The following is a 25,173-nucleotide window of genomic DNA, read 5'->3' as shown; positions in this document are numbered from 1 at the left end:
GATCACCACTTCTCGCCGAAGGGGCGCACCTCGATCTCGAACGACCAGGCCGATTTCGGCTGCTCGGTGAGGCGCACCACGGCGTCGGCAATGTCGTCGGGGTTCAAGAAGAAGTCCGCCGGCTGGTTCGGCATGTGCGCCCGCACGCGTGGCGAATCGATCACGCCGTCGATCACCACCAGCGACACGTGAATGCCCGCGGGCCACAAGTGACGGGCCATCGATTCGGCGAGGCTGCGTTGCGCGGCCTTTGCCGGGGCGAACACGGCGGTCTTGGCCACGCCGCGGCGTGAGGCGGTGGCCCCGATGAACACGATGTTGCCACGGCCGGCGCGCTTCATCGCCGGGATCACCTTTTGCGAAACGACGAAGGCGCCGAGCGCGTTCACACGCCACGACGCCTCGAAGTCCGCGGGCGTGAGCTCTTCGATGGTGCCCCACACGCCGGAGCCGGCGTTGTAGACGAGCAACGACACGTCCCCGAGTTCCGCCGTCACGCGATCGAAGGCCGCCTCCACCGCAGCAGGATCCGTCACGTCGCAGGCATACGCATGGGCATCGGGAAGGCCGTCCGTGACCTCGCTGGCCAGCTTTCTGGACAACGCGGCCACGGCGTAGCCTTCCTCGACGAAGCGGCGAACGAACGCGGCACCGTTTCCGGGCCCAATCCCAACGACGGCGCAAACCGGCTTTTTCATCCTTGCGCTTATGAGATCGGCCCGGCCGTGGGTCAAGGCGTAAAGCCCTCCCAGAACGAGTTCGCCGTCCACACCTTGAACGTGTAGGCGGACGTCGCAAAGCAGGAGCCCGCCGAGGGGCCCAATTGGCTCGTGGTGGCCGGCGCCAGCGCCTGCCATGAGCCGTTGAGGATCTGGATCGACTGCGCACGCGCACGCGGAAGCGCGGGGCAGCCCACGAGGCTCCACGATTCCCACATGGACCAGCCGGTGTTCCCGAATCCGGTTTTCGTGGTTCCGCAGCTGGTCAACTTCGTTTCCCAGGCGCCGCTCGTATAATTGTAGAGCATGCCCGCCCAGCAATTGCCTCCCGTCTTGTAGACCTGGGTGAAATAGACATTTTCACCGCCGTTCAGGCGCGCGTATTTGCCTTTCCACGTGGCATCCATCGCCTCGAAGACGCCCCAGCCCGGCGAGGCACGACACCAATCCCAAAAACCGTGTCCGTGGGCGGTGGTGGCCATTCCGCTGTATCGATAATGGGCCGTCACCGTCTCGATGCACGAGCCTCCGCCGGATTGGTGCGTCGGCGCATAGATGGTCGCGCCGACGGAGGAGTTCGGGATGCTGATGTTGTCCTGCACGTCGTTGCCGGCATAAATGCCCGTGCCGGCGTTCACCCAAAAGCCGCGATCCCCGTCGCCCGGCGGCGGATACGGCGCACCCGGACGCCCTTTGCGCCGCGACGCGAGCTCGCGCGGAATGTCCCGCGCATCCGCGCGATTCTCCGCCACGAGCGAATTGGCCAGAGGCGCTCCGTGTTTGCTCGGCGAATAGGGCTCCGGCCGCGCGAAGATGCTTTGCCCTTCCGGAATGGAAACGCCATAAGGCAGATACGCCTCGCCAATCGCCGTGGATTCGATATCCGGAGCCTTCTCGCTTTCGAGACCTTCGTCACTCGCACTGCAGCCAGCCCCCGTCACCGACAAGACGGAAGCCATCGCAAGCCACTTCACGTATCCGTTCATGGGCACCCTCCTAGCTCTTCGCGACTCTGCCCGACACGAGAGCAGAACCCATGCCTACGGTCGAGTCCCCCAACTAGCTGACAGACGACGATTTCCGGTGCGTGGGAAGGCGAAGCCGCCTTCGCATTGAACCGAACGGTTGCGAAAGCAACTTCGGCACATTTCTTTCGTACACGAAACAAAAGCTACGGTAGCCTTCCCGGCATGGCGACATCCCTCCAAGGCAAAACGCTTTTCATTACCGGTGCGAGCCGGGGCATCGGCAAGGCCATCGGCCTGCGCGCCGCGCGCGACGGCGCCAATGTGGTGATTGCGGCGAAGACCGCCGAGCCGCACCCCAAGCTCCCTGGCACCATTTACACCGCCGCCGAGGAAATCGAGAAGGCGGGAGGGCGCGCCCTTCCCCTCGTCGTCGACGTTCGCGCCGAAGACCAGATTGCAGCCGCCGTGAAGCAGGCGGTCGACACCTTCGGCGGCATCGACATCCTGGTGAACAACGCCAGCGCCATCAGCCTGACGGGAACGCTCGCCACGCCGATGAAGCGCTACGATCTCATGCACCAGATCAACACGCGCGGCACGTACGCCTGTTCTCAAGCCTGCCTTCCGCACCTGCTCAAGGCGAAGAACCCGCACATTTTGAACCTCTCGCCGCCGCTCAACATGGAGGCCAAGTGGTTCGGCCCGCACGTGGCCTACACCATGGCCAAATTCGGCATGAGCATGTGCGTCCTCGGCATGGCCGAGGAATTCAAATCGCAAGGCGTTGCCGTCAACGCCCTCTGGCCGCGCACGGTCATCGCCACCGCGGCCGTGCAAAACTTGCTCGGCGGCGACGAGACCATCCGCGGCAGCCGCAGCCCCGACATCATGTCCGACGCCGCCTACGTCATCCTCACCAAACCGAGCCGTGAATTCACCGGCCAATTCTGCGTCGACGACGAGGTCCTCGCCGCCGCTGGCGTCACCGATCTTTCGAAATACGCCATGACCCCAGGCGCCGAACTCATTCCCGACTTCTTCATCTAGAGGCCAGAGAGAGAGTTCACAGGAAGACGGGAAGACGGGAAGGGTTTTGATTGTCGAGAACGGGGACGATTGGAAACCCTCTAAACCTTCCCGTCTTCCCGTCTTCCTGTGAATTCTCCGGCTTCTCCGCTAACCTCGCGCCCCATGACGCGCTGCGCTTTCCTGGGTCTTCTCTCGCTTCTCGGGTGCGCCGCCTGCGCGGGATCGAGCTCCTCGCCGCCGCCGGCCAGGGTCACGGCATCGACGGCGCCGGCCGCGGACGTTGCTCCACCACCGGCGCCCCCGCCGGCCAAGCCCGAGCCTCCGCGTCCGCTTGCCGAGGAAACGCGGGCCGTGCTCGAGCAGCTCGTGGCCGTCGATACGAGCCATGGCAACGAAACCGCCGCACTCAAGCCGATTGCCGAGCGCTTTCGCGCCGCGGGCCTCAGCGGCGTGCAGCTCTTGGAGAGCGCCCCGGGACGCGGCAACCTCATTGCCCGCTACAAGGGCAATGGCACCAAAAAGCCGCTTCTCTTGATTGCCCACGTGGACGTCGTCCCCGTCGAGGGGCAACCCTGGACGGTGCCGCCGTTCCAGGTCACCGAGAAAGACGGCTTTCTCTGGGGCCGGGGCATCAACGATGACAAGGCCATGGCCGCGGTCATCGTGGCCATCGCGCTCGAGCTCGCGCACACCAAGCCGGTGCTCTCGCGCGATGTGATCTTCGCCTTGACCGCGGGCGAAGAAACCGGCGGCCTGGCCGGCGCCAAGTGGCTCGCGCAAAACCACGAGGACCTCATCTCCTCGGAAATCGCGCTGAACGAGCTGGGGAGCGTGCGCCTCTCGGACGATCTGGAAAAGGCGGTCCTGGTAACCGCGGGCGTGGCCGAAAAGACGATCCAGACGTACCACTTCGTGACCAAGGGCAAAGGCGGGCACTCGTCGCTGCCTCCGGTCGATGCCGATCCGATTGCCGCCTTGTCGCGTGCCCTCATCAAGGTTTCGCAACATCGCTTTCCCGCGCGCATCCTGCCGGTGACGCGCGAGCAATTCGCGGGGGAGGCTCCGCTGCTCGGAAAGCCGCTCTCCGACGTGTTGAAACGCATCGTGAGCTCGGGACGCATCGGCCCCGACGACGAGCGCGTTCTCTCGAAAGATGCGTTCTACAGCGCGCTGACGCGAACGACGTGCGTGGCCACCCAGCTCCAAGGTTCGCCGCAGGACAACGTGCTCCCGACGACCGCGGAGGCCAACGTCAATTGCCGGCTCTTGCCCGACGAGACCCGCGAGCAGCTGCTGGAGACCTTGAAGAAGGTGGTGGGCGATCCCGCGGTCGACATCACGCCCGCCGCGGATTACGGCTACGGCCCATACTCGCCCGCCGACGGCATCGTGCCCGCCGCCATTAAGCGCATCGCCGGCAAGACTTGGCCAGGCGTACCCGTCGTCGGCGCCATGGGCACGGGGGCCACGGATTCACGGCACCTGCGCGCCATCGGCATTGCTGCCTACGGCGTGAGCGTAAGCCCCATTTCGAAAAAGGAGTCGCTCTCCGGCCACGGCGCCCACGGCCCCGATGAACGACGCCCCACGAAATGGCTCGCCGACGGCGCGCGCTATTTGCAAGACCTCACCATGGATCTGGCCAAATAGTCACTTGAATTGCGATTTGCCCGATACGGTCGCGTCGGATGACGCGGCCGGGAGTGTATCTTCCAGGGTCTGGCCATCGATGGCCGTCACGCGCACGGTGACCGGGCCAGGGCCGGCGCCCTTCTCCAGCACGAAGTAATTGTAGTCTTGGCGCGGAGCCTCCACGAAACCAGACGATGTTTTGATTTCGAGCTTTCGAATCGGCACGCGATGATTGCGTACTTGAATGGCCGTCCAATATTGCGATGAGCCATCTTTGTAGTGGTAGCCCACGTTGCCGGAGATGTTGCACGCCACCGTTTGCCACGTGATGGGCACGCGCCCGTCGGAGACGGTGGCAATCTTGGCGAAGGCCTCTTTGCTCAAGTCGAGGTGGCCGCGCGCGCACTCGGGGCATTGATCGACGATGCGCACGGTGACCTTTCCTTTGAGTCCCTGCACCGCCGCGCAGGCCCCGCAGGCGGCGCTGCCCGCGTACTGCTCGTGGTTCATCGCGGCGACATCGAGATCGTTCGGCGTCGGATCGAAGGAGCAGTTTCCCCCGCCGTTGGCGGCGTAGTACGTGGCCACGCCGGTTTGCGGCTCGCCCAACGGCGGCGCGGTGCCGCCACCGTCCTTGGTGCCGCCGCCGCCATCGCCGCGGCCGCCGTCGGACGTCGAGCCCGTCGCCGCATCGGGCTCATTGCCCGAGCCGTCGCTGGTACCGCATCCGAGGAGCACGAAACCGAGTACGGCTAGGGTATTGCGCATCTGCACATCCTAACGGGATGAGCAGCTCATTCGTAGCGGCCCGAGGGGTCACGGCGCATCCTCGCCGGCGCGTTTCTTACCTTGAATGGGAATGTGCGCCTGATCTGTGACGCCGTGCACGGTTGCGTATCAAATATGAAATGCCGGATTTCACTTTGAAAAGGAATCGAGGCAACCTCAGTCGCAAAATCTCGAGAAATCGAGCAACGCGTCCTTGGCATGCGACTCGCTAATAGATTCATCGACACCGCGTGGATGGCTCTCCCCCCCCGGGCCTTGCGCGGTGTTTTTCTTTTTGTCATCGCGAAAGCAGCGCGGACGCGGCCAAGAGGTCCATCGCGATGCGGACCGATGCCTCGTCCGCGACCAAGCCTGCGCGCTTGGCTTCGCGCGCGAGCTCCGACGCCGTTCGCGTTCCATCGAGTCGCGCCAACGCAAAGCGGACGAGCGGCTCGAGCAGCCGCACTTCCTGGTGCCAGAGGTTCGTGAGGGTCGCACCGTGCGCAGCTTGCCAGCGCACGAGCGGCGGCGCCTCGGGGCGCTCCGCAGCACGCGAAGCCATCGGCGGCGCGTGCGCGTACAGATCGAGCTCGCCCGTCGCGAGCCACACATCGAACAACTCCGACGCCAGCGCAGGGCCCGCGCCGGGCAACTCCCGAAACGCGAGCGATCGCGGTGCGAGCCGCTCGAGCTCGCGCAAGGCTGCACGCGCGGCCTCGTCGGGAACTTGCACGCTCTCGCGGCTTCCGCGGAAAAAGTCGCTCCCCGGTAACTCTTCGCGCAGACGGCTCGCCATGCGAAGCGACGCGAGGGCCGCAGGATCGAGCCGCTTCGGGCAGCGCCATCCCCGCTCCGTGCACGCCTCCGCGCGGACGAGCAGCGCACGGCGAAAGGAGGTGCCCTTCACGAAGTCGATGATCTCTTGCGTGGCCGCGACATCGAGCTCGTGCACCCGCGACGCCACGTCGTCCGGCAGAAGCTCGAGCGCGACGTTCTGCGCGATGGCATCCCCCAAGTATGAAAGGCCTGCCTCCGCAGCCTCCGCGAGAAACGCACCGGCGTACACCGGATGGTGCTCTTCCGAGAGGTACTCGTGCACCAGGTACGCGGGCTCCGTCTCGTGCAGGCGCGCGAGCACCTGCTCCAGGCCGCGCCGGTAGTGGCCCAGCTCCGGGGAAACCTGCTCCCGCAGCCACGTCAACGACGCGAGGGACGCGTTCGGCGGCGCACGCCGCAGCCAATCCTTCGCCGCCATGCGCTCGTACCACCCGGGCAACGTGTTGAAGCTCACATAGGCCACGCCGCCGGGCGCGAGCCATTGCCCGATCGCCCGAAGCAGCGCACGGCGCGCCTCCACGCCGATCCACGAATAGAGCCCATGGCAGAGCACATAATCGAACGAGCCTGCCTCGAGCTCCGCCGTCTCGAAGCCCGCCTGCAGCACGCGCACGTTGGGCAACTGGGCAGCACACGCCACGCGCCGTGCCTCGTCCACCTGACGCTGCGACGGATCGATGCCCACCAGCTCTGCACCGGGAAGGCTCATCGCCATCGGCAACAGGTTGCCGCCGCGCGCGCACCCGATCTCGAGAATGCGCGCCGCCGCGAGCTCCGGCGCCCTCCACCCCGACAGGCGCGCCACCACAGCGAGCCGATTGGGGTGCGACTCCGCGTATGCGTGATCCGTATACGGAAGCCGGTCGTAAGGCGTTTCGTCCTTCACGCCTCCCTGTCTAGCATGCCGCCCCTTCCCCGCCGACGAACCCCGAGGCGCGAAGGTACAGCGCCCAATAGCCTCGCCATTCGCCGTATCGCTCCCCCATCCTGGAGACGTCGGCGTCGGACAGAGTCGGTGCATGATACACGCGTCGGGCGGCCTCCACGAGGTGCTCGTTCTGGGCCGCGGCGAAGCGCTGCATGCGGCCGAGGCCGCGGAACAGGATGAACGTCGCGGAGAAGTCGCCAATCATGGGCAGCGCGCGCAGCCACGCCTCCGCCTCGGCGTAAGGCACCGTGCGAAGAAACTCCTCGGGCATCTCGGCAAAGGCGCGCGCCAAGGTGAAGATGGCGGCGGCCTTCCGCGAATGCCGCACCACATCGGCCAGGGCCGAGGGCGACGCCTCCGCGATGGTGCGCGCTTCGGGAAAGGCCCAGTGCACGTACCCCTCGACCTCGAGCGACGCCCCGAATCGTTCCATGAGGGCGCGCTTGGTCTGGCGCGCACGCGCCATCGGCTCACGCTGCATGAGCACGGCCCAACACGCGATCTCGAAGACGCTGGGGAACTTCACGTGGTGCATGCCATAGAGCTGCGTCACCACGCGCGAAAAGGAGCGATCGCGATCGGCGAGGCCGTAAAACGCAGCCAGATCGTCGTCGAGACCGAATTGGAACCGCACGCGCCGCAAGAGGCGAACGCGCGCGTCGAAGGAGAGCGCGATCTCCGAATGGAGGCGGTACGCGAGGCGCTCGGGATCGTCGGTGGCGCTCAGCTCGAAGACGACCGGACGGCCATCGACCATCCGTGCGGCGGCGACGGAGCTTCGCCCCAGGCATTGCTCACCGGCGCCGGCGAGCGGAGCGAAGCCGCGCATGAAGGAAAGCATGTGCGCAAAGTCCGCCGGCGCCTGCACGAGCAACTCGCCCGAGACAGTGTGAAGAAGCTTCGAATCCAGTGGTTCGTGTCGTTCGGCGGCCATCATGAGCTCATGATGCGTCCGCCCAATGACAGCGTAATGTCAGGATAGCCTTCATGCGGCGACATTGCCATTTTTCCGCGAGAACGGATCCGATTGACGATGGCGTTCCAGTGAACTCCTGTGGGAGGAATGGACTCCTTGCCGACTGCGGCGCTCGAGGCGCCGGATCTCACAAGGCTCTTTCGACGCGCCCCATGCTTCGCGGGGGCCGGCGTGTTTGCGGCGGGCGCGGGAAGCTTGGCGTACTTTCTCGCGAGCGGATCCGCGCCAGGCTGGCTCGCGCTGGGGGCCGCGTCGGCGGCGGCGCTCTTGGGTGCGGGACTCGTGTGTGTGTCGCAGCGGGAAGCCTGTAGTGCATGCCACGATGAGCTGGTGGAAACGCATGCGACCTTGTCCCTCGAGGTGCAAGAGCAAGTGCGGGTCGCGGTGTTGGCCGCCAAAACGGGCGACCTTGATTGGGTGCTCCTGCTCCAAGGCCTGCCGCTGGCCCCACGCCAAGCGCGGCGGACGGCAACCTTGGAGCTGGCGTACTGTCCGACGTGCCGGCTCGTGGGCAAGCTGTCGAGCGGCCAGCGCTGGCGCGCCTCCGATGGAAGCATGGTGCGTCACGAGCTATCGCCGCCGGTCGTCCTTTCCGGTCCCTCGCTGGCGAGCGTGCTCGAGGTCATCTCGATGCGCAACATGGCCCGCACCCGCGCCATCTACGGCAATTCGCAGTAGCGCGCCCGCTTCGCCTCGCCGCTCGCGTCCAACTCGACGAGTTCTTCGCGAAAATCCGACACGCGGTACCCCTCGCCATGCGACGTCACGCGAACGAGGACTTTGCCCTCCGGGCTGGGGTCGACGCGAAAGCCCGCGACGTTTCCCGCCTCCACCTCGCGCACGAACGCACGCCGCCGGCCCTCGCGAATGGACGCCGCATATGCCGCCATCCCGCCCGCGAGCATTCCCAAATAGCCGACGACGCGAATGGGCGAAAAGGCATCGAGCCATTGGGCCGAGGGCATGGCCAGCGACAGAAGAAGCCCCAAGCCTGCAATCGCGACGCACGCGGTGCCGACGAGGAGTTCCCCGCGCTCGGCGCCCGCGAGTCCCTTTTCGGCAAGCACCTGCGCGCGCACGATGGGCGCGCCAAAGCAGACGAAGGTGAACAGCAGCGCTGGAAGCCACAAAACGATGCCCAGGGTCGGTGCGGCGACGAGCATCTGGACCACTTCCTCGAGGCCGACGTAACCGTCATGCACGCCTGCCACGAGAAGGCAGGCGAGCTGTGCGTTCAGCATCGCCAGCACGGCCGAGATTCCCCAGCCGATGCGGAATCCGCGGTGGCCGGCGACGCCCTTCGGGCGAAAGAACGCCGCCCAAAAGGCGCCGACGCAGAAGGTGGAGAACGCGATGGCCAATGCCACCTCGGAATAGTCCGAGCGCCGGCCGACGACCTCGCCGAGCACGATCCCGGTGATGCAGCCCAAGGCCAAGCCGACGGCGCCGATGTTCAGCCTTCGGATGGCGTGCCGACTCTGAAAGGCTTCCGGGATCCCTCGCAATGCCATGGCCGCACTCCCCCAAACGACGGACGGGCAAACTTTCTTCCGATTCAACTACGGAGGCGGGCGGTGACCTCGATTTCGATCTTCATGCGCGGATCCAGCAAGTCGGCACGGATCATGGTGGCGGCGGGGCGGCTCTTTTCGAAGGCTCTGCGGAGGCTCGGCCAACAGGGCTCGAAGTCCTTGGCATTGGGGAGGATGTAGGTCACGCGGACGACATCGTCGAGCGACGATCCCGCCTCCCCAAGGGCCCACGCAATGTTCTTCAACGTTTGCTCGCACTGCTCGACGATCTCCTCGGAGATGGCCTTCGTCGCGTAATCGAATCCGGTCGTGCCGGAGACGAAAATCCAGTCGCCGTCGACGACGGCGCGGGAGTAACCGATCTGTTCTTCGAAGTGGGAACCCTGTGAGATAAAGCGGCGCATGCGCGCTATGTAGATGCGAGCGACGGTTCCGACCAGTAAGATCGGGCCCCATGTTCGTGGCCACGAGATCGCTCAGGACGCACGTCGCCATCGAAGGACCGCCGGGCGCGCCACCACTGGTTCTCTTGCATTCACTCGGAACGGATCTGCGGCTGTGGGATCCGCAGGCGGTGGCGCTTTCGCGCTCGTTTCGGGTGATTCGGCCGGACTTGCGCGGGCACGGTTTGAGCGAGACGACGCAGGGTCCGTACACGGTGGAGCGGCTCGCCGACGACGTGCTCGGGCTGCTCGAGGCGCTGGAGGTTCGCGCGGCGCACGTGGGCGGTGTCTCTCTGGGAGGAATGGTGGCCATGGCCTTGGCGCACGCGGCGCCGGAACGCGTGAGGTCGCTCGCGCTGTTCGATACGGCGATGGCCATACCGCCGCCGGAGTCATGGCTCGAGCGGGCGCGTGTCGTGCGCGGTGGAGGTATGGAGACGCTGGCCGACGGCATCGTCGCGCGATGGGTGACCCCAGCGCGCACCGACTCGCCGGAGGCCAAGGGGCTTCGTGCAATGCTGACCCGCACCCCGGCGGAGGGTTACGCCTCGTCGGCCGAGGCACTCGCCGCGTGGGACTTTCGCGAGCGCGCGCGCACGGTGCGGGTACCGGCGTTGGTGGTGGTGGGCGATGGCGACCTCGCGACGCCCGTGGCCTCGGCCGAAGCGATCCGCGATGCCCTGGGCGGCAAGCTGGTGGTGCTCGAACAGGCCGCGCACCTTCCGATGCTCGAGAAGGCCGACACAGTGACCGCGGCGCTGGCCGACTTTCTGCGGCCGTCGACCACCGACGCGTACGAGCTCGGGTTGGCCGTGCGCAAGGAGGTGCTCGGGGAAGAGTACGTGGCCGGCGCGCTGGCCGCGATCACGGATTTGGACCGGGATTTTCAGGCGTTTCTCACGCGCACCGCGTGGGGAAGCATGTGGGCGCGACCCGGCTTGGACCGCCGGACGCGGCACCTCGTGACCTTGGCGCTACTGGCGGCGCTGGGGCACACCGAGGAGTTCGAGGCGCACGTGCGGGCCATGTCCAACACGGGCGCATCGCCGGCGGATCTCTCCGAGGTGCTGCAGCAGGTCGCGGTGTATGCCGGGGTGCCAGCGGCGAATGCGGCGATGCGCGCAGCGAAGAAGGCGCTGAAGAAGGAAGGGTAACCCGTGGCCATTCATCCGGCGGATAGCCCGATTTTCGGGACGCTCTACGGCACCGATGCGATGCGCACCGTCTTCGACGAGCGAGCGCTCTTCCAGCGCATGCTCGACGTGGAGGCGGCGCTGGCACGGTGCGAGGCGCGGCTGGGGATCATTCCGGCGGAGGCGGCGGAGGCCATCACGCGCGCGGCGGGTGATGTGGTGCTCGACGAGGGCGCGATTGCGAAGAGCGTGCGCAACGTAGGATACCCGGTGGTGGCCGTGGTGCGTGCACTCTCGCGTGCGGCCGGTGACGAGGCGGGGCGCTACACGCATTGGGGCGCGACGACGCAGGACATTTTGGACACCGCCGTGGCGTTGCAGGTGAAGAGCGGGCTGGCGCTGGTGCGCACGAGCTTGGTAGCGGTGATCGACCCGCTGGCCGTGCTGGCCGATCGGCACCGGGGCACCGTGATGGTGGGGCGCACCCACTTGCAGCATGCGGCGCCGATTTCGTTCGGCTTGAAGTGCGCGGTGTGGCTCGCACCGTTGGTGGCGCACGTGGAGCGGCTGGATCAGTTGCGGCCGCGCGCGGAACGCGTGCAGTTCGGGGGCGCGGTGGGCACGCTCGCGTCGCTGGGCACGCGGGGCGCGGAGGTGGGGGATTTGCTGGCGGCGGAGCTCGGGCTCGAAGGCGGCGGCGTGCCTTGGCACGTGGCGCGCGATGGCTTCGTGGAGGCCGTGGGCTTTCTCGGGTTGCTGTGCGGGAGCCTCTCGAAGATCGCCACGGACGTGACCTTGCTCGGGCAAACGGAGGTCGCGGAGGTTTTCGAGCCCTACGAAGAAGGGCGCGGCGGTTCGTCGACGATGCCGCAGAAACGCAACCCGATTGCATCGGAGTACGTGCTCGCCGCCGCGCGCACGGTGCAGGCGATGGTGCCGCTGATGCAGAACGCGATGGCCCAGGATCACGAGCGGGCCACGGGCCCCTGGCAGGTGGAACCGGCGGCGCTTCCGCAGGCCTTCGTGCTCGCGCACGGGGCGCTCGAGCATGCGCGGCACCTGGCGTCGGGTCTGCGCATCGACGAAGCGCGCATGCGCAAGAACACGGAGGCGGGTGGCGGGTTGCTCATGGCCGAAGCGGTGATGATGGAGCTCGCACCGCGCGTGGGCCGTGGGGAGGCGCATCATTTGGTCGAGCAAGCATGCGCCCGGGCGCTGGCCGATGGCCTCGATCTGGCGGAGGCGCTGCGGCGGACGCCGGAAACGCGGGCGCACCTTGATGATGCCACGGTGGCGCGGGCGACGGATCCGGGGCGCTACTTAGGGAGCACGTCGGCGTTCATCGATCGGGTGCTCTCGGGGGCGGCCGCGGTTTCACGCTGACCGGTGCGCGCGGCGCCGATCGCCGCGACGGTGACGAAGAGCACCCCGAGCATCTGGCCCGCATCGGGGATTTGATGCAGGCCGATGGCGCCGACGAGAAGTGCCGCCGCAGGCTCGATGCTCATGAGGGTGCCAAAGGTGGCCGTATCGAGCTTGCGGAGCGCGTTGAGCTCCAAGGTGTAGGAGGCCACCGGAAAGATGAGCGCGACGCCGGCGCAGAAGAGAAGCGTGGTGCCATCGAGATGGCCCCACGCCTGGGCGATGCCCACGGGGGTGGCCACGAGTGCCGCGACGGGCATGGCGATGGCGAGACCGGCGAGGCCGTGAAACCGATCGCCGACGCGCTGGGTGAGCACGATGTATGCGCCCCAACCCGCGCCCGCGCCGAGTGAGAGGAGGACGCCGGCGACGTTGACGTCGCCGTGCCAAGGTTGGGTGACCAGGAGAACCCCGGCAAAGGCCAGCGGAGGCCACGCGAGCCCCCACGGTCCCGTGCGACGCCAGACGGCAACGGAGAGGGGGCCGAGGAATTCGATGGCCACCGCGGTGGCGAGCGGAATGCGCGCGATGGCCTCGAAGAACATCATCGAGTTCGCCGCACTGACGACGCCCAACGCAGCCGCGCTCGCCAGATCGCGGCGAGGGAGTTTCGCGAGGCGCGGGCGGGCGATGGCCACGAAAATGGCCGCGGCCCAGCAAAGACGCAACCACGCCGTCGCAGCAGGCCCAATGCGCTCGAAGACGGGCACCGCGAAGGCGGAGGCGATTTGCACGGAGAAAATGCCTCCGAGTGCCAAGCCGACGCCGGTCACTGTTTCGTTGCGTGCGGAGCCCATGGGTAGCGGAGGTATAGGGCCGACGAGGTGCTGGCGGTTGGGATTTCTTGTGGGAGGGCGGGCTCCGATTCCGACTCCGCGACCCGAATTCCCTATTGTGCGAGACCGCCTTGTCCCGTGACACTGGGTCCGTCAGCCACTCACACGGGGGGATGCGAAATGTTGGAGAAGACTACGATCGGGGCGGCACTCGGTACTGTGGCGATGGCCGCGATTCTCGCCGCCGGGTGCGGTGGCTCGCCGGGAGCCCCGGCAGCAGGCGCCCAGGCTCCCATGGTAAGCAAACAAACGATTGCCGCCTTGTTCGATCAGTGGAATGCGGCTCTGGCCACGGGGGATCCCGCAAAGGTGGCAGACCTTTATGCGCCCCATGCGGTGCTCCTGCCGACGGTATCGAACGAGATCCGGGTCGATCGCGACGACATCATCGACTATTTCGTCAAGTTCCTGAAGAGCAAGCCACAAGGAAAGATCGATCGGGAGATCGTCGATGTCGTTGACGAGAACACGGCGATCAACACCGGCGTCTACACCTTCACGCTGACCCAAGATGGCAAGCAGCAGCAGGTCACAGCGCGCTACACCTACGTCTACGAGTTGATGGGCGGGAAATGGCTCATCGTCAATCACCACTCATCGGTGATGCCCCCGAAATGAATGCTGTGAACATTCGCCGGACCCGAAGGCGCGTAGTAGAAGGCAGGGCATGAAGCTCTTTCTCTTGTTGGCCATGGTCCTGTTCGTCGGGTGCAGTGCCCATTCCGATTACATGCAGGCGGGCACGCCTCCGGCTCCGCCCACGGCGGAGGCGGCGACCGTGGTGTTCATTCGGCCATCGGGTTATGCGGGCGGGCAGCTCATGACGGTGCTCGATGCCAATGGGCGCTTCCTGGGCGACAGTCTGCCCAAATCGTATTTCTCGGTGAAGGTCCCGCCGGGGGAACACGTCTTCGTCGTGTGGGGCGAAAACACGGGGGCGCTTCGTGCCAACGTGGTCGGCGGCAAAACGTATTACGTCGAAGTATCCACTAAGTTGGGAATGATGTCCGCCCGCGTCCATCTGTTGGCCCTCACCCCGCGCCACGAGAATTGGAAAGAACTCCCCGAGTGGCTCAAAGAGAGCAAACCCCTGTCCCCGAACGAGGCGGCCGGCCAAGCGTACCTCGCGAAACGGCAAGAGGCCGCGCAGGAGCGCATCCGCCGTGCGCGCGAGATTCTCACGGAGTACGACGCGAACGAACTCGCAGCGCGCACCATTTTGCCGCAAGACGGCCAATAACCAGGCTTCATGGATCGGCGGGGACGGCTCCCCCCGTGGGGAGCACCTCGTCGCGGGGCACCTCGGTGAGTGCCACGTGGTCCGTATGGGTCATGGCCTCCGCCACTTGCGCATCCGAGGCGTAGCCCAGCATCACCCACGGCTTCCCCGGCAAGTAAATGCTGCGTCCCACCTCCTGCGCGATGCCGTAACGCGCATTCGCCTCCACACGAAGCGGCAATTCTGCGGTGACGAGCGCCTCCGACGTGATCACGTGATGGCCTCGTGCCGCGAGGTAACAGAAATGCGACCTGCTTCGCGTGGCCCCCACGAGCACGCCATTGTCCCAAACCGGGACGGGTGGCTCGACATCGCCTTCGTCCTCCCCGCGCACGATACACACCACACCATTCTGATCCGTCGGGCCAGGGTACGACGTCAACGTCACCACGCGCGTGCCATACGAACCGCACGCGGTCAGCAAGAGAACGAACGACGCCCCCATCCACCGCGCGTGCGCCATGACCGGATCGTACCCCCGCGGGCCGGCGCGTGCTACCGCGTCACGTTGATCGTGAGGCATCCCGCATTTCACCGCCGATGCCATGTTTCGTACGCTACGGAGTTTCGGCATCGTCCGCTTCATCGACCTCACGCAAACGCCGTTCGAGGAAGGCTCGCTCGCGCTCGTTCTTCACCAGCGCCAAGGCCGCACGGTACGCGGCGCCCGCCTCGCGCCATCGCCCCGCGCGACGCAAGAGATCCGCGCGCGCCGCAGGGAGAAGGTGGTACCCGGCGAGCTCCTCGGCATCGGCCAATGCATCGATGATGGCCAATCCCTTTTCCGGACCATCGGACATGGCCACGGAAACGGCATAATTGAGTTTCACCACCGGCGAGGGCCAAATCCGATAAAGCGCGCGATACAGCCAACCGATCTGCTTCCAATCCGTATCCTCCGCCCGCCGCGCCTGCGCATGCAGCGCGGCGATGGCGGCTTGGATTTGATACGCGCCCGTACGGCGCAGAAGAATGGCGCGATCGAGCTGCGCGATCCCTTCCTCCACACGCCGTGCATCGCAAAGGGAACGATCTTGCTCCTCGAGTGGGACGAACTCGCCGTTCACGCCGATGCGCGCGAGACGCCGCGCATCGTGCAGGAGCATCAACGCGAGCAGGCCCAACACCTCCGGCTCGTTGGGCATCATCTCCGCGAGCAGACGCCCCAGGCGAATCGCATGCGCGCACAAATCGATGCGCACCAGATTGGGGCCTGCGGTCGCCGAGTACCCTTCGTTGAAGACGAGGTAAATGACCGACAGCACCGCGTCGAGTCGCGCCGGCAGATCGTCCGCTTCGGGCACCGTGTAGGGGATGTTCGCCTCGCGGATCTTCTTCTTCGCACGGACGAGGCGTTGCGCCATGCTCGGCTCGGGCGAGAGGAACGCGCGCGCAATCTCCTCGGTGGTGAGTCCGCCCAGGGTGCGCAACGTCAACGCCACGCGCGTCGATTCGGAGAGCGACGGATGGCAACACGTGAACATGAGGCGGAGCTGGTCGTCGGGTACGACCTCGATCTCGGCCGGCAGCGACGGCGCGGCATGCTCGGGGATCTTCGACGGATCGCGCGACTCGACGGGCGAGCCGCGCGTGCGACGCCGCAGATCGATCGCACGATGGCGTGCGACCGCGGTGATCCACGCCGCGGGCTTCTCGGGAATGCCCTCGCGCTCCCATGCCTGCGCGGCACGCACGAAGGCATCCTGCAGCGCGTCCTCGGCGAGTTGGAAATCGCCAAGGACGCGAATGAGGGTGGCCAACACGCGCCCGGCTTCTTCCCGGAAAACGCGCTCGACCGCGGCCGTCATGCTCTCGTCGGTGCTCACGACGTCAACATGATGGCGCCGAGCTCATGGAAGATCGACGATGGGGCGCACTTCGATGGTGCCGTCCTTCGCGCTCGGGATCTTGGCGGCCCATTTCAGGGCTTCGTCGAGGTTTTTGCATTCCAAGATGTAATACCCGCCAAGCTGCTCTTTGGTCTCCGCGAACGGCCCATCCGTCGTCTGAACTTTGCCATGGCGCACGCGAACGCTGGTGGCGGTGTGCGCCGGCTTGAGCTGGTCGCCCGCAAGCTTCACGTTGCCCGCCGCGGCGAGCTCGTTTCGGAATGCTTCGTACTCCGCGTAAAGCTTGCCCTGCTCCTCCGGGCTCATTTTCTCGAATGAGGCTTCGTCGCTGTAAATCAGGCAGATGTAGCGCATCGGTTTTTCTCCTTTTGGTTGGGCACTTCGAGGGGCACGACGGATGGCGCTCCACGGGATCGACGTGGGTGTCTCTTATTTTCAAGAAAGAACAGCATTGGCGTCTTTTTCTCGATGGGATGCATGACGCTTTGCGACATGTCGAAGAGCGTTGACCGCGGCGTCCGCATCGACGTATCGCTGGGCCCGACGCTCCCGCATCGAACCGGACCAAGATGACAACGTTGTCTTCGTGAGCTCGGCCGTTGCGGAACTTCGGAAAGGGACCAGCCAATGCCGAATCTTCCTTTCAGCAGGACAACGTTGTCAGCAGCCCTGCTGGCCGCGTGTGTCCCCGCCTGCTCCGCGGGCGACGATGCCCCGAACGATGGGCCGCAAAGTACCGCTTCGGCATCGGCCGACGTGGCGGCGGTCAACCTCACCCAATACGTGAATCCCTTCATCGGCACGGATCCGGGAACGACGCCCCTGCCGCCGACCTCCGGCGAGTCCACCGGCAACGATTACCCCGGCCCTGCGATGCCGTTTGGCATGGTGCAGTTCAGCCCCGACACGCGGGTGGGATCGGCCACCGGATACCGTTATTCGGATACGTCGATTCAAGACTTCAGCCTCACGCACTTTGCAGGGGCGGGCTGTGACAACAACCAAGACATCCAGATACTACCGATTACCGGTGCCGTCTCGACGTCGCCCGGCACCAACTGGACGAGTTATGCGTCCGGCTACACCAAGGCCAACGAAGCCGCCGCCCCCGGCTACTACAAGACACGACTGGACAAGTATTCGACCAATGTCGAGATCACGGCCTCGACGCGCACGGGCTTCGGAAAGCTGACCTTCCCCGCGACCAACCAGGCGCGCCTCTTGGTCAACACGAGCCGCTCGGCCACGGGAAGCCGCAGCGGCGCGGTGAACATCTCGGGCAGCACGGTCACCGGCCAAGTCACCTCGGGCAACTTCTGCGGCTCGGGCCACACGTTCCCCATCTATTTCGCCATCCAATTCGATCGCGCGCCCACTGGGTTCGGCACCTGGAACGGTGGCACGGTCTCCGCGGGATCGGCCAGCACCTCGGGCACCAACACCGGCGCCTACGTCACCTTCGACACGAGCAGCGCGGCCACGGTGCAATTCAAGGTGGCCATCTCCTTCGTGAGCACGGCCAATGCGCAGCAGAATCTCAACACCGAGATTCCGAATTGGGACTTCAACGCCGTCCGCACCAATGCGGATACCGCGTGGAACAACCTCCTCAACCGCATTCAGGTGAGCGGCGGATCGAACGACGATCTGCAGAAATTCTACACGGCGCTCTACCACGTCTTCCAGAGCCCCAGCGTCTCCAGCGACGTGAATGGCCAATACAAAGGCTTCGACAACGCCGTGCACACGGCGAGCGGGATGACCGTCTATCAGAACTACTCTGGATGGGACATCTACCGTTCGTGGGCGGCGCTGATGGGCCTCGTGGCGCCCGACGTGATGAACGACGTCGTCAAATCGATGGTCCTCGATGGTCAGCAGGGCGGATTGTTGCCCAAGTGGTCGAACCAAACCGTCGAAGACTTCATCATGACCGGCGACCCCGGCCCCATCATCGTGGCCAGCGCCTACGCCTTCGGCGCGCGCAACTTCGATACGGCGGCCGCGCTCGCGCTCATGGCCAAAGCCTCCAACGGCGGCACCATGCAGGGAAGCGCGATCCGCGGGCGCCAGGCCGAGCTGGTGCAAAACGGATTCATCGCCGGCAATGCGTCGGACTCGCTGGAGTACTCCGCGTCGGACTTCGCGGTGGCCACGTTCGCCAAGTCGCTGGGTGATTCGAACCTGTACAACACGCATATTTCCCGTGCGCAGTGGTGGTTCAACGTCTTCAGCACCGAGTCGAGCTACATCAACACGCGCAACTCGGACAAGAGCTGGAAGCTGCCGCTCAATCCGGGCAGCGACTCGGACTACACCGAGGGAAGCGCCGCGCAGTACACGTGGATGATCACGTACAACTTCGCGTCGCTCATCGATTTGATGGGTGGCCCCGAGACGGCCGTGCAGCGATTGAACCATCACTTCACGCGCGTGAACGAAGGGCACAATACGCCATATTTCTGGATTGGAAACGAGCCGGAGCACGGCGTTCCCTGGGCGTACAACTTCGCACGCTACCCGGCGGGGGCTTCGTCGGCGGTGCGTCGAATCATGAGCGAGGCGTTCCACACCGGCGCGGGTGGCTTGCCGGGCAACGACGACCTGGGCGCCACCTCCGCGTGGTACATCTGGGCGGCGCTCGGCATGTACCCGGCCATCCCCGGAGCCGACGTACTCGCGCTCCACGGACCCACGTTCAACTCGATCACCATTCAGCGTGCGGCCGGCAATATTCAAATCAACGGCGGCGGCGCCTCGCAATACGTGCAAGGCATGCAGCTCAATGGTGCGGCGCAAAACCGCAGCTACCTGCGCTACTCGGACATCGCGTCGGGCGGTACGATTTCGTACACTATGGGCACCTCGCCCAGCGGCACCTGGGGCACGGGCGCCGGCGACGTTCCGCCTTCGTTCAACGACGGCTGGACGGCGCCCCCGAAGGCGCTGAACCTCGGCCCGAACTTGGCGCGTGGCAAAGCGGCGAGCGGCTCCACGCCGTGCGCGGCGGCCGAGTCGGCCGACAAGGCCTTCGACGGCGCGCTGGTGAACAACAGCAAATGGTGCTCGACCCAGGCCAACTCCTTCCTGCAGGTGGACCTCGGCTCGGCGCAAAACGTATCGTCGGTGGTCATCAAGCACTCGGGCCTCGGCGGTGAGACCACGGGATGGAACACGGGCGGGTTCAACATCCAGACGAGCCTCGACAATGCCAACTGGACGACGGTTGCGACCGTGACGGGCAACCGCTCGAGCCGCACCTTCCACCCCTTCGCCGCACGCCAGGCGCGTTACGTGAGACTCAACGTGACGACGCCGGAAAACACCGGGGGCACGGCCGCGCGCATCTACGAGTTCGAGGTATACGGCAGCGCGATCCCCACGGGCGCGGTGACCGGGCTCGCGAGCAAGTGCGTCGACGTGAACCAGAGCAGCCAGACCAACGGCACCAAGGTGCAGTTGTACGATTGCAACACGTCGGGCGCGCAGCAATGGAGCCTTCCCGGCGACGGCACCGCGCGGGCACTCGGCAAGTGCCTCGACGTGACGACCAGCGGCACCGCCAATGGCACCAAGGTGCAATTGTGGGACTGCAACGCCTCGGGCGCCCAGCAATGGGTCGCCGGGGCCAACGGCTCCTTGCGCAACCCGCAATCGGGCCGCTGCCTCGACGTGCCCAACGGCGCGACGGAAAACGGGACCCAGCTGCAGATCTACGACTGCAACGGGAGCGCCCCGCAGCAGTGGGCTTTGCCGCACTGAAAGCGCCCTCCCACTGAGCAGGGCTGAAACCGCCGGGGACGCCACGCGTTCCCGGCGGTTTTCTTTTGTCGCGGCGGCTGCGAGATTGGACGGCGCCATGAGCGACATCCTCGAGACGACGGACCGGTATCGCTGGTTTTGCCCGATCACCACGCGCTGGATGGACAACGACGTGTACGGGCACGTGAACAACGTGACGTATTACAGCTACTTCGATTCGGCAGCGAATCTGTTTCTCATTCGCGAGGGTGGTTTGGACATCGCAGAGAGCACCGTGATCGGCGTGGTGGTGGAGTCACGCTGCACGTACCGCGAGGCCGTGGCGTATCCGGATGCCATCCGCGCCGGATTGCGCGTCGACAAACTGGGCAATCGCTCGGTGACCTACGGCATCGGCATTTTCCGCGAGGACGGGGAGCGCGCGTGTGCGCATGGCTACTTCGTGCACGTCTTCGTCGATCGCGTGACACGCCAAGCCGTGCCCATCCCCGAGAAGATTCGCAGCGCGCTGCAAACGATTGTCGTTTGAACCTCCAAGCGCTCCGCGCACCAAAATATTGGCACGCCTGGCCATTGGACCAGGGCTGGCTGCGTGCACGCTTGCAAGAGAGAGGACGGCGAGAACGATGAGAAGAGCGTGCTTGATCGGTATTTCATTGTGCATCGGCGCATGCCAGGCCCAAACCGCCGGGACCGCCGCAGACTCCGCCGCATTGGGAATGTCCGCACGCGCGCCCAACATCTCCGTCGTCTTCCGCCCGGTGAACAATTTGGCATCGGCGGATGGCTCGTTCTTTCTGGGTACGTTCACCTTTCGGAACGACAGCGCGATGCGCCTCGGCGGGTCCGGATGGCAAATCTACTTTAGCTATTACCCGCGCACCTTCCTCAAGGATGGCGAAGGCAACGCCCAGTACAAACAGCACCTGGCCGAACAGGGCGTGCGCATTCAGAAGGCCGCCAGTGGCGATTACTTCGTTCTCGAGCCGCTCGAGCACTTCGTCCCTCTCGAACCGGGCCAGGAGCGCGTCATCGAAGTCCTCGTGGGGAGCTGGTCGGTCCTCAAGAGCGATGCGCCGTCGGGCTTCCACATCGTCTTTCCACCGAGCACCGAAGCGTGGGCCCTTTCGTCGTCCGTCGAGGTGGATCCGGCGGATCCGAAGCAGACCACGCGCATGCCCAGCGATGTGGTGCCGGTGCAAACCGCCGCGTTGCGCTACCAGGAAAACGAGTCGCTGACCCGGGCGAGTCTCGAGCCGGCCGACGCGCTCGTGCCGCGGCCGCAATCGGTGACCTACGGCACCGGCCAATACCAACTTGGCGGGGCGCGGATCGACGTCGAATACGCGCGCGGTCTGGCCAAGGAGGCGGCGTTTCTCCAAGCGGCATTGGGCGATGTCTTGGTTGGCGTGATCGATGCGCGCGAGCGGCGGGCGAACGCGGCCATCCGCCTGGTGCTCGATCCCAACGTCGCCAGCGGGCCCGAAGGATATACGCTGAGCATCGACCCCGAGAAGGGCATCGAGATCCGCGGGGTGGACTCCGCCGGCGTGTTCTATGGGATTCAGACGCTGCGCCAATTGGTTCCCGTCGAGCCCGGGAAAAAGGTCTCCGTGGCGCTGCCGGCGCTGTCCATTTCGGATGCGCCGCTGTTTCCGTATCGCGGGATGACCTTGGACGTGGCGCGCCATTTCCATTCGAAGGCCACCCTCGAGAAGCTGCTCGACGTGCTGGCCCTCCACAAGATCAACAAGCTTCATCTCCATTTGACCGACGACGAGGGCTGGCGGCTCGAGATCCCCGGGATACCCGAGTTGACGTCGTACGGTGCGAAGCGCGGTTTCGATGCGGGCGAGCAGCGACAATTGCACGTGGCCCTAGGTTCGACGCGCGGGTTGCGCCCGGGCGACGGGATCCGCGGAAAAGCGCGCAACGAGGCGGAGGCCAACGGCGGCGAATGGCCGGCTTACCAAGGTTTCGAGCGCGCCTCGCTCAATTTCGCCGGGGAAGGCTCCGGCTATTACACCGTACGGGACTTCGAAGAGATCCTCGCGTATGCGACGGAGCGCCACGTCGACGTCATTCCGGAAATCGATATGCCGGGGCATGCGCGCGCCGCGGTCAAGGCCATGGAGCATCGGTATGCCCAATATGCCGCCACCGATCCGGTGAAGGCGGGGCAGTACCGGCTGGTGGACCCGAACGACACGTCGAAGCACACGACGGTGCAGGGCTACACGGACGACTTCCTCAATCCGTGTTTGCCGTCGTCGTATGCCTTTCTTTCGAAGGTCGTTGGCGAGATTCAAGCCCGTTTCAATGCCGTTCCGGGTGCTAAGCTTACGATGATTCATGGCGGCGGCGACGAGCTGCCCAGCCTGCGGACGAATGTGTGGTGGCAAGGCTCGCCGCTGTGCAAGACGAATCCCGACACGGCGAACCTGGGCGATCTGCAGTTGCGCGATCTCTTCCTCACCAAGTGGCAACGGATCATCACCGCCACCGGGGCGAGGATGACCGGGTGGGACGACGTTCTTCACGACGGATTCCAACTCGAGGGCTTCATTCCAATGCCCTGGCAGAATGTGTGGGGGCGCGGGAGGGAGGACTTCGCGTACAAATATGCGAACCGCGGCAACAACGTCATTCTATCCCACGCGACCAATTTGTACTTGGATATGGCCTACAACAAAGACCCGGACGAGCCGGGGCTCTACTGGGCCAATTTCGTCGACGACCGAAGGACGTTCGAGTACCAGCCGTTCGACCTCTTTGCCCTGGGGACGCACGACCGAATGGGCAATCCATTCGATCCGCATGCGTGGGATGCGAAAGAGCGGCTCACCCCCGCGGGACGCGCCAACGTGTTGGGCATGGCGGGGCTACTCTGGGGGGAGAACGTCAAGACGGACGAGTTGGTCGAGTATTTCGCCTTTCCGAAGATTCTCGGCGTGGCCGAGCGCGCGTGGAATCGCCATACGCCGGCACCGGCAGAGATGCCGGCGGCGTGGGAACGATTCGTGAACGCGCTGGGTCAGTCGGTGTTGCCGCGATTGGACTTTTATCGCGCGGTGGACGTCCGCCACGAGCTTCCGCGGGCACGCGGTGTCAATTATCGAATTCCGCTTCCGGGCGCGAAGATCGATCATGGGCAGCTTCTGGCCAATGTGCGCTATCCGAGCATGGTCATCGAGTATTCCACGAATGGCGGCGCGACGTTTGCAGACTACACGGGTCCGGTGGCGGTGTCCGGACCGGTGTGGCTGCGAACGAGGACGCGCAGCGGGCACGTGAGCCGGGTGACGAAGGTCGATTAAAACGTCACGGCTCGAAGGCCACCGATACGGTGCCGTAGGTACCGAAATCCGCGGTCAGCGCGTCGCCCGGGCCGATGGTGTAGGGCGGGATGCATGTGCCCGTGGTGACGATTTCGCCGGCGCGGAGGCCGCGTTCGCGCTGGCGTAACTCGTTGGCCAGCCAGGTGAGCGCGAGGCGCGGATCGCCGAGCACGTTGGAGCCGATGCCCGTGGCGACGACGGCGCCCTCTTTTCGCAGGGCGACGGTGTGCCCTGGAAGGTCGTCGCCCTTCCACGTGGCGACCTCGGGCCCGAGCACGAAGTACCCGGCGCAGGAGTCGTCGCCCACGATTTGCGCTGCGCCGGCGGCCACGTAATCGTGGAAGCGCGAATCGGGCACCTCGATGGCGATGTGCAAGGCGCCCACGGCGGCCATCACTTCGTCGCGCTCGTAGGGGCGAGCGCGCGGGGGCAAGTCGCGGCCCATGCGAAAAGCGAACTCCGCCTCCGCGGCGCGCATGTGAAGATGCCGCGCCGGCAACGTGGCGCCGGATGCGTGCGCGAAGCACTCGAACAGGCGCCCCGCCGAGGGGGCATCGACCCGGATATGGGCCTGCCCCGCCTTGCTGGTGGCCGCAATCTTCCATCCGATGGTCGCACCGGCGAGCTCTCCCAGCGCGCGCTGGACCGCGTAGCCTTCCCCGAGATCGCGCGGCCTGCAGTGCTCGGGCAAGCCCTCGAGAAGCCGTTTCTCCTGCCAAGCCGACCATAGAATCGCCGCGGCCTCGCGTGCTCGTTCGTCCGTCATGGTTTCCTCGATGTAGCGCAAATCGGTTTGCGTTGCATGGTGCGCGCGAGGGCCTGCACCGCGGGAAGCATGGCACCCTGGCGCGCGTGGGCAAGGCGCCACGTGCGCACCATGCCCGAGCGCGTCACTTTGCGCGCCACGACGGCCCCGGCATCGACGTGCGACTGCACACTCCATTGCGCGAGCACGGTAATACCCAAGTTGGCGGCGACCATCTCGAGGATCGCCTCCGTGAGCGGCACGCGCAAGGTACGCCGCGGCTCCACCCCGGCGGGCCCCAGGACCTGGCGCAAGAAGTAGAACTGCTCCGGCGGCAAGTCATGGGTAAACAAGGTTTCACCCGCAAAATGCCGCGGTTCGAGGTACGTTCGCGCCGCCAGAGGGTGCGCGGGGTGGAGCACCGCCACCAGCTCGTCGTCGAACAGCGGAATGGCCCCGAGCCGGCGATCGCGCGTCGTCCCGGAGACCACCGCCGCATCGATCTCACCGCGCAACAGCGCGTCCATCGGACGGCGCGTGGCCTCGAGGACGATGCGCACCTCCAGGTCGGGCTGCACGCGGTGCAGGTCCGGAAAGGCCGACGGGAGCCAGCGGTAACACGTGTAACATTCGGTGGCGATGCGCAGCATGGGCGCGGGCCGCGTCTTTTGGGCCACGTCCTCCTCGAGCGCACGGAGCTCGTCGAGAAGCGGCCCCGCGGTGCGCAGGATGCGCTGCCCTGCAGCGGTGGGCGTCATTTTCTTCTTCGCGCGCGAAAAGAGCTCGACCCCGAGGCGCGCTTCCAATTCGACCAGCTGCCGGCTCACCGCCGACTGCGTGAGGTGCAGCGCCGCAGCGGCATGGGTCACCGTTCCGGATTCGGCAACGGCCTGCACGAGCCGAAGATGGCGCACGTCCAGCAGATTCATTGTATGAGCATTACGCATACATGGCATGACGACAATGCGTTTTTCAT

Annotated in this window: 23 protein-coding genes; 10 read left to right on the top strand and 13 right to left on the bottom strand. The window is 65.6% G+C overall.

The features are described 5' to 3' along the window. Positions 1-2: 2 nt before the first annotated feature. A complete protein-coding gene (locus tag LVJ94_00645; GenBank protein WXB05771.1) occupies positions 3-698 on the bottom strand; it encodes an SDR family NAD(P)-dependent oxidoreductase in 696 nt (231 codons plus the stop codon). A 32-nt stretch (positions 699-730) separates the two neighbouring features. Next, positions 731-1,705: a hypothetical protein gene (locus LVJ94_00640; protein WXB05770.1), complete on the bottom strand. Its 975-nt coding sequence runs from the start codon at positions 1,703-1,705 to the stop codon at positions 731-733. Positions 1,706-1,909: 204 nt separating this feature from the next. Between LVJ94_00640 and LVJ94_00635 the strand changes: the two genes are divergently transcribed. Beyond that, complete coding sequence (locus tag LVJ94_00635; protein ID WXB05769.1) at positions 1,910-2,734, top strand: NAD(P)-dependent oxidoreductase; 825 nt, start codon at positions 1,910-1,912, stop codon at positions 2,732-2,734. Between the two features lie 144 nt (positions 2,735-2,878). Next, positions 2,879-4,366, top strand: a complete 1,488-nt coding sequence (locus LVJ94_00630) for a M20/M25/M40 family metallo-hydrolase (GenBank protein WXB05768.1) — start codon at positions 2,879-2,881, stop codon at positions 4,364-4,366. Here the strand turns inward: LVJ94_00630 and LVJ94_00625 are convergent, their stop codons facing one another. The 3 genes from LVJ94_00625 to LVJ94_00615 all read right to left on the bottom strand — a co-directional run bounded on the left by LVJ94_00625 (position 4,367) and on the right by LVJ94_00615 (position 7,818). Beyond that, positions 4,367-5,116: a hypothetical protein gene (locus tag LVJ94_00625; protein WXB05767.1), complete on the bottom strand. Its 750-nt coding sequence runs from the start codon at positions 5,114-5,116 to the stop codon at positions 4,367-4,369. 298 nt (positions 5,117-5,414) lie between these two features. Beyond that, on the bottom strand, positions 5,415-6,839 hold the full coding sequence (locus LVJ94_00620; protein ID WXB05766.1) for a class I SAM-dependent methyltransferase: 1,425 nt from the start codon (positions 6,837-6,839) through the stop codon (positions 5,415-5,417). A gap of 10 nt (positions 6,840-6,849) precedes the next feature. Further along, positions 6,850-7,818 carry a hypothetical protein gene (locus LVJ94_00615; protein WXB05765.1) on the bottom strand — a complete coding sequence of 323 codons (969 nt, stop codon included), beginning with the start codon at positions 7,816-7,818 and terminating at the stop codon, positions 6,850-6,852. A 126-nt stretch (positions 7,819-7,944) separates the two neighbouring features. Here LVJ94_00615 and LVJ94_00610 point away from each other — a divergent pair, with 126 nt between their 5' ends. Next, entirely contained in the window at positions 7,945-8,535 is a 591-nt protein-coding gene (locus tag LVJ94_00610) for a hypothetical protein (GenBank protein WXB05764.1), read from the top strand. Here the strand turns inward: LVJ94_00610 and LVJ94_00605 are convergent. After that, entirely contained in the window at positions 8,517-9,368 is an 852-nt protein-coding gene (locus tag LVJ94_00605) for a hypothetical protein (GenBank protein ID WXB05763.1), read from the bottom strand. The two genes, LVJ94_00610 and LVJ94_00605, sit on opposite strands and share 19 nt — an antisense overlap. A gap of 44 nt (positions 9,369-9,412) precedes the next feature. After that, positions 9,413-9,793, bottom strand: coding sequence for a RidA family protein (locus LVJ94_00600; GenBank protein WXB05762.1), 381 nt, complete (start codon positions 9,791-9,793; stop codon positions 9,413-9,415). A 56-nt stretch (positions 9,794-9,849) separates the two neighbouring features. Here LVJ94_00600 and pcaD point away from each other — a divergent pair, with 56 nt between their 5' ends. Together pcaD and LVJ94_00590 are read left to right on the top strand one after the other, a co-directional pair. Then, positions 9,850-10,986, top strand: coding sequence for a 3-oxoadipate enol-lactonase (gene pcaD, locus LVJ94_00595; GenBank protein ID WXB05761.1), 1,137 nt, complete (start codon positions 9,850-9,852; stop codon positions 10,984-10,986). A gap of 3 nt (positions 10,987-10,989) precedes the next feature. Continuing rightward, positions 10,990-12,348: an adenylosuccinate lyase family protein gene (locus LVJ94_00590; protein ID WXB05760.1), complete on the top strand. Its 1,359-nt coding sequence runs from the start codon at positions 10,990-10,992 to the stop codon at positions 12,346-12,348. Here the strand turns inward: LVJ94_00590 and LVJ94_00585 are convergent. Next, complete coding sequence (locus LVJ94_00585; protein ID WXB05759.1) at positions 12,282-13,184, bottom strand: EamA family transporter; 903 nt, start codon at positions 13,182-13,184, stop codon at positions 12,282-12,284. The genes LVJ94_00590 and LVJ94_00585 overlap by 67 nt on opposite strands. Before the next feature lie 204 nt (positions 13,185-13,388). Here LVJ94_00585 and LVJ94_00580 point away from each other — a divergent pair, with 204 nt between their 5' ends. Both LVJ94_00580 and LVJ94_00575 read left to right on the top strand, forming a co-directional pair. Next, positions 13,389-13,841 (top strand): SgcJ/EcaC family oxidoreductase, encoded by a 453-nt coding sequence (locus tag LVJ94_00580; GenBank protein ID WXB05758.1) that lies wholly within the window; start codon positions 13,389-13,391, stop codon positions 13,839-13,841. 49 nt (positions 13,842-13,890) lie between these two features. Continuing rightward, positions 13,891-14,463, top strand: coding sequence for a DUF2846 domain-containing protein (locus LVJ94_00575; GenBank protein WXB05757.1), 573 nt, complete (start codon positions 13,891-13,893; stop codon positions 14,461-14,463). A 7-nt stretch (positions 14,464-14,470) separates the two neighbouring features. Here LVJ94_00575 and LVJ94_00570 read toward each other — a convergent pair whose 3' ends face one another. The 3 genes from LVJ94_00570 to LVJ94_00560 are packed head-to-tail and all read right to left on the bottom strand — an operon-like array spanning position 14,471 to position 16,706. Continuing rightward, on the bottom strand, positions 14,471-15,025 hold the full coding sequence (locus LVJ94_00570) for a hypothetical protein (protein ID WXB05756.1): 555 nt from the start codon (positions 15,023-15,025) through the stop codon (positions 14,471-14,473). Between the two features lie 34 nt (positions 15,026-15,059). Beyond that, positions 15,060-16,310, bottom strand: coding sequence for an RNA polymerase sigma factor (locus LVJ94_00565; GenBank protein WXB10830.1), 1,251 nt, complete (start codon positions 16,308-16,310; stop codon positions 15,060-15,062). 42 nt (positions 16,311-16,352) lie between these two features. Further along, positions 16,353-16,706 (bottom strand): YciI family protein, encoded by a 354-nt coding sequence (locus LVJ94_00560; protein WXB05755.1) that lies wholly within the window; start codon positions 16,704-16,706, stop codon positions 16,353-16,355. Between the two features lie 273 nt (positions 16,707-16,979). On the opposite strand from LVJ94_00560, the gene LVJ94_00555 reads away from it, so the two are divergent. From LVJ94_00555 to LVJ94_00545, 3 genes are all read left to right on the top strand, one after another. Further along, positions 16,980-20,114, top strand: a complete 3,135-nt coding sequence (locus tag LVJ94_00555; protein WXB05754.1) for a GH92 family glycosyl hydrolase — start codon at positions 16,980-16,982, stop codon at positions 20,112-20,114. Positions 20,115-20,211: 97 nt separating this feature from the next. Further along, entirely contained in the window at positions 20,212-20,643 is a 432-nt protein-coding gene (locus LVJ94_00550) for an acyl-CoA thioesterase (protein WXB05753.1), read from the top strand. A gap of 97 nt (positions 20,644-20,740) precedes the next feature. Continuing rightward, positions 20,741-23,431: a family 20 glycosylhydrolase gene (locus LVJ94_00545; protein WXB05752.1), complete on the top strand. Its 2,691-nt coding sequence runs from the start codon at positions 20,741-20,743 to the stop codon at positions 23,429-23,431. Between the two features lie 4 nt (positions 23,432-23,435). Here LVJ94_00545 and LVJ94_00540 read toward each other — a convergent pair whose 3' ends face one another. Next, positions 23,436-24,218 carry a fumarylacetoacetate hydrolase family protein gene (locus tag LVJ94_00540; GenBank protein WXB05751.1) on the bottom strand — a complete coding sequence of 261 codons (783 nt, stop codon included), beginning with the start codon at positions 24,216-24,218 and terminating at the stop codon, positions 23,436-23,438. Continuing rightward, a complete protein-coding gene (locus LVJ94_00535) occupies positions 24,215-25,126 on the bottom strand; it encodes a LysR family transcriptional regulator (protein ID WXB05750.1) in 912 nt (303 codons plus the stop codon). Before LVJ94_00535 ends, LVJ94_00540 begins: the two co-directional genes overlap by 4 nt. Positions 25,127-25,173 lie beyond the last annotated feature (47 nt).

Source organism: Sorangiineae bacterium MSr11367 (assembly GCA_037157805.1).
Lineage (GTDB): Bacteria > Myxococcota_A > Polyangia > Polyangiales > Polyangiaceae > Pendulispora > Pendulispora rubella.
Note: the sequence above shows the minus strand (reverse complement) of the source record. Positions and strands in the feature narration are given on the sequence as shown.

What these genes read in the sequence shown, in the direction of transcription:
- LVJ94_00645 (WXB05771.1), bottom strand. Translation starts at nt 698, where the DNA reads ATGAAAAAGCCGGTTTGCGCCGTCGTTGGGATTGGGCCCGGAAACGGT.
- LVJ94_00640 (WXB05770.1), bottom strand. Translation starts at nt 1,705, where the DNA reads ATGAACGGATACGTGAAGTGGCTTGCGATGGCTTCCGTCTTGTCGGTG.
- LVJ94_00635 (WXB05769.1), top strand. Translation starts at nt 1,910, where the DNA reads ATGGCGACATCCCTCCAAGGCAAAACGCTTTTCATTACCGGTGCGAGC.
- LVJ94_00630 (WXB05768.1), top strand. Translation starts at nt 2,879, where the DNA reads ATGACGCGCTGCGCTTTCCTGGGTCTTCTCTCGCTTCTCGGGTGCGCC.
- LVJ94_00625 (WXB05767.1), bottom strand. Translation starts at nt 5,116, where the DNA reads ATGCGCAATACCCTAGCCGTACTCGGTTTCGTGCTCCTCGGATGCGGT.
- LVJ94_00615 (WXB05765.1), bottom strand. Translation starts at nt 7,818, where the DNA reads ATGATGGCCGCCGAACGACACGAACCACTGGATTCGAAGCTTCTTCAC.
- LVJ94_00610 (WXB05764.1), top strand. Translation starts at nt 7,945, where the DNA reads ATGGACTCCTTGCCGACTGCGGCGCTCGAGGCGCCGGATCTCACAAGG.
- LVJ94_00605 (WXB05763.1), bottom strand. Translation starts at nt 9,368, where the DNA reads ATGGCATTGCGAGGGATCCCGGAAGCCTTTCAGAGTCGGCACGCCATC.
- LVJ94_00600 (WXB05762.1), bottom strand. Translation starts at nt 9,793, where the DNA reads ATGCGCCGCTTTATCTCACAGGGTTCCCACTTCGAAGAACAGATCGGT.
- LVJ94_00585 (WXB05759.1), bottom strand. Translation starts at nt 13,184, where the DNA reads ATGGGCTCCGCACGCAACGAAACAGTGACCGGCGTCGGCTTGGCACTC.
- LVJ94_00580 (WXB05758.1), top strand. Translation starts at nt 13,389, where the DNA reads ATGGCCGCGATTCTCGCCGCCGGGTGCGGTGGCTCGCCGGGAGCCCCG.
- LVJ94_00575 (WXB05757.1), top strand. Translation starts at nt 13,891, where the DNA reads ATGAAGCTCTTTCTCTTGTTGGCCATGGTCCTGTTCGTCGGGTGCAGT.
- LVJ94_00570 (WXB05756.1), bottom strand. Translation starts at nt 15,025, where the DNA reads ATGCCTCACGATCAACGTGACGCGGTAGCACGCGCCGGCCCGCGGGGG.
- LVJ94_00565 (WXB10830.1), bottom strand. Translation starts at nt 16,310, where the DNA reads ATGACGGCCGCGGTCGAGCGCGTTTTCCGGGAAGAAGCCGGGCGCGTG.
- LVJ94_00560 (WXB05755.1), bottom strand. Translation starts at nt 16,706, where the DNA reads ATGCGCTACATCTGCCTGATTTACAGCGACGAAGCCTCATTCGAGAAA.
- LVJ94_00555 (WXB05754.1), top strand. Translation starts at nt 16,980, where the DNA reads ATGCCGAATCTTCCTTTCAGCAGGACAACGTTGTCAGCAGCCCTGCTG.
- LVJ94_00550 (WXB05753.1), top strand. Translation starts at nt 20,212, where the DNA reads ATGAGCGACATCCTCGAGACGACGGACCGGTATCGCTGGTTTTGCCCG.
- LVJ94_00545 (WXB05752.1), top strand. Translation starts at nt 20,741, where the DNA reads ATGAGAAGAGCGTGCTTGATCGGTATTTCATTGTGCATCGGCGCATGC.
- LVJ94_00540 (WXB05751.1), bottom strand. Translation starts at nt 24,218, where the DNA reads ATGACGGACGAACGAGCACGCGAGGCCGCGGCGATTCTATGGTCGGCT.
- LVJ94_00535 (WXB05750.1), bottom strand. Translation starts at nt 25,126, where the DNA reads ATGAATCTGCTGGACGTGCGCCATCTTCGGCTCGTGCAGGCCGTTGCC.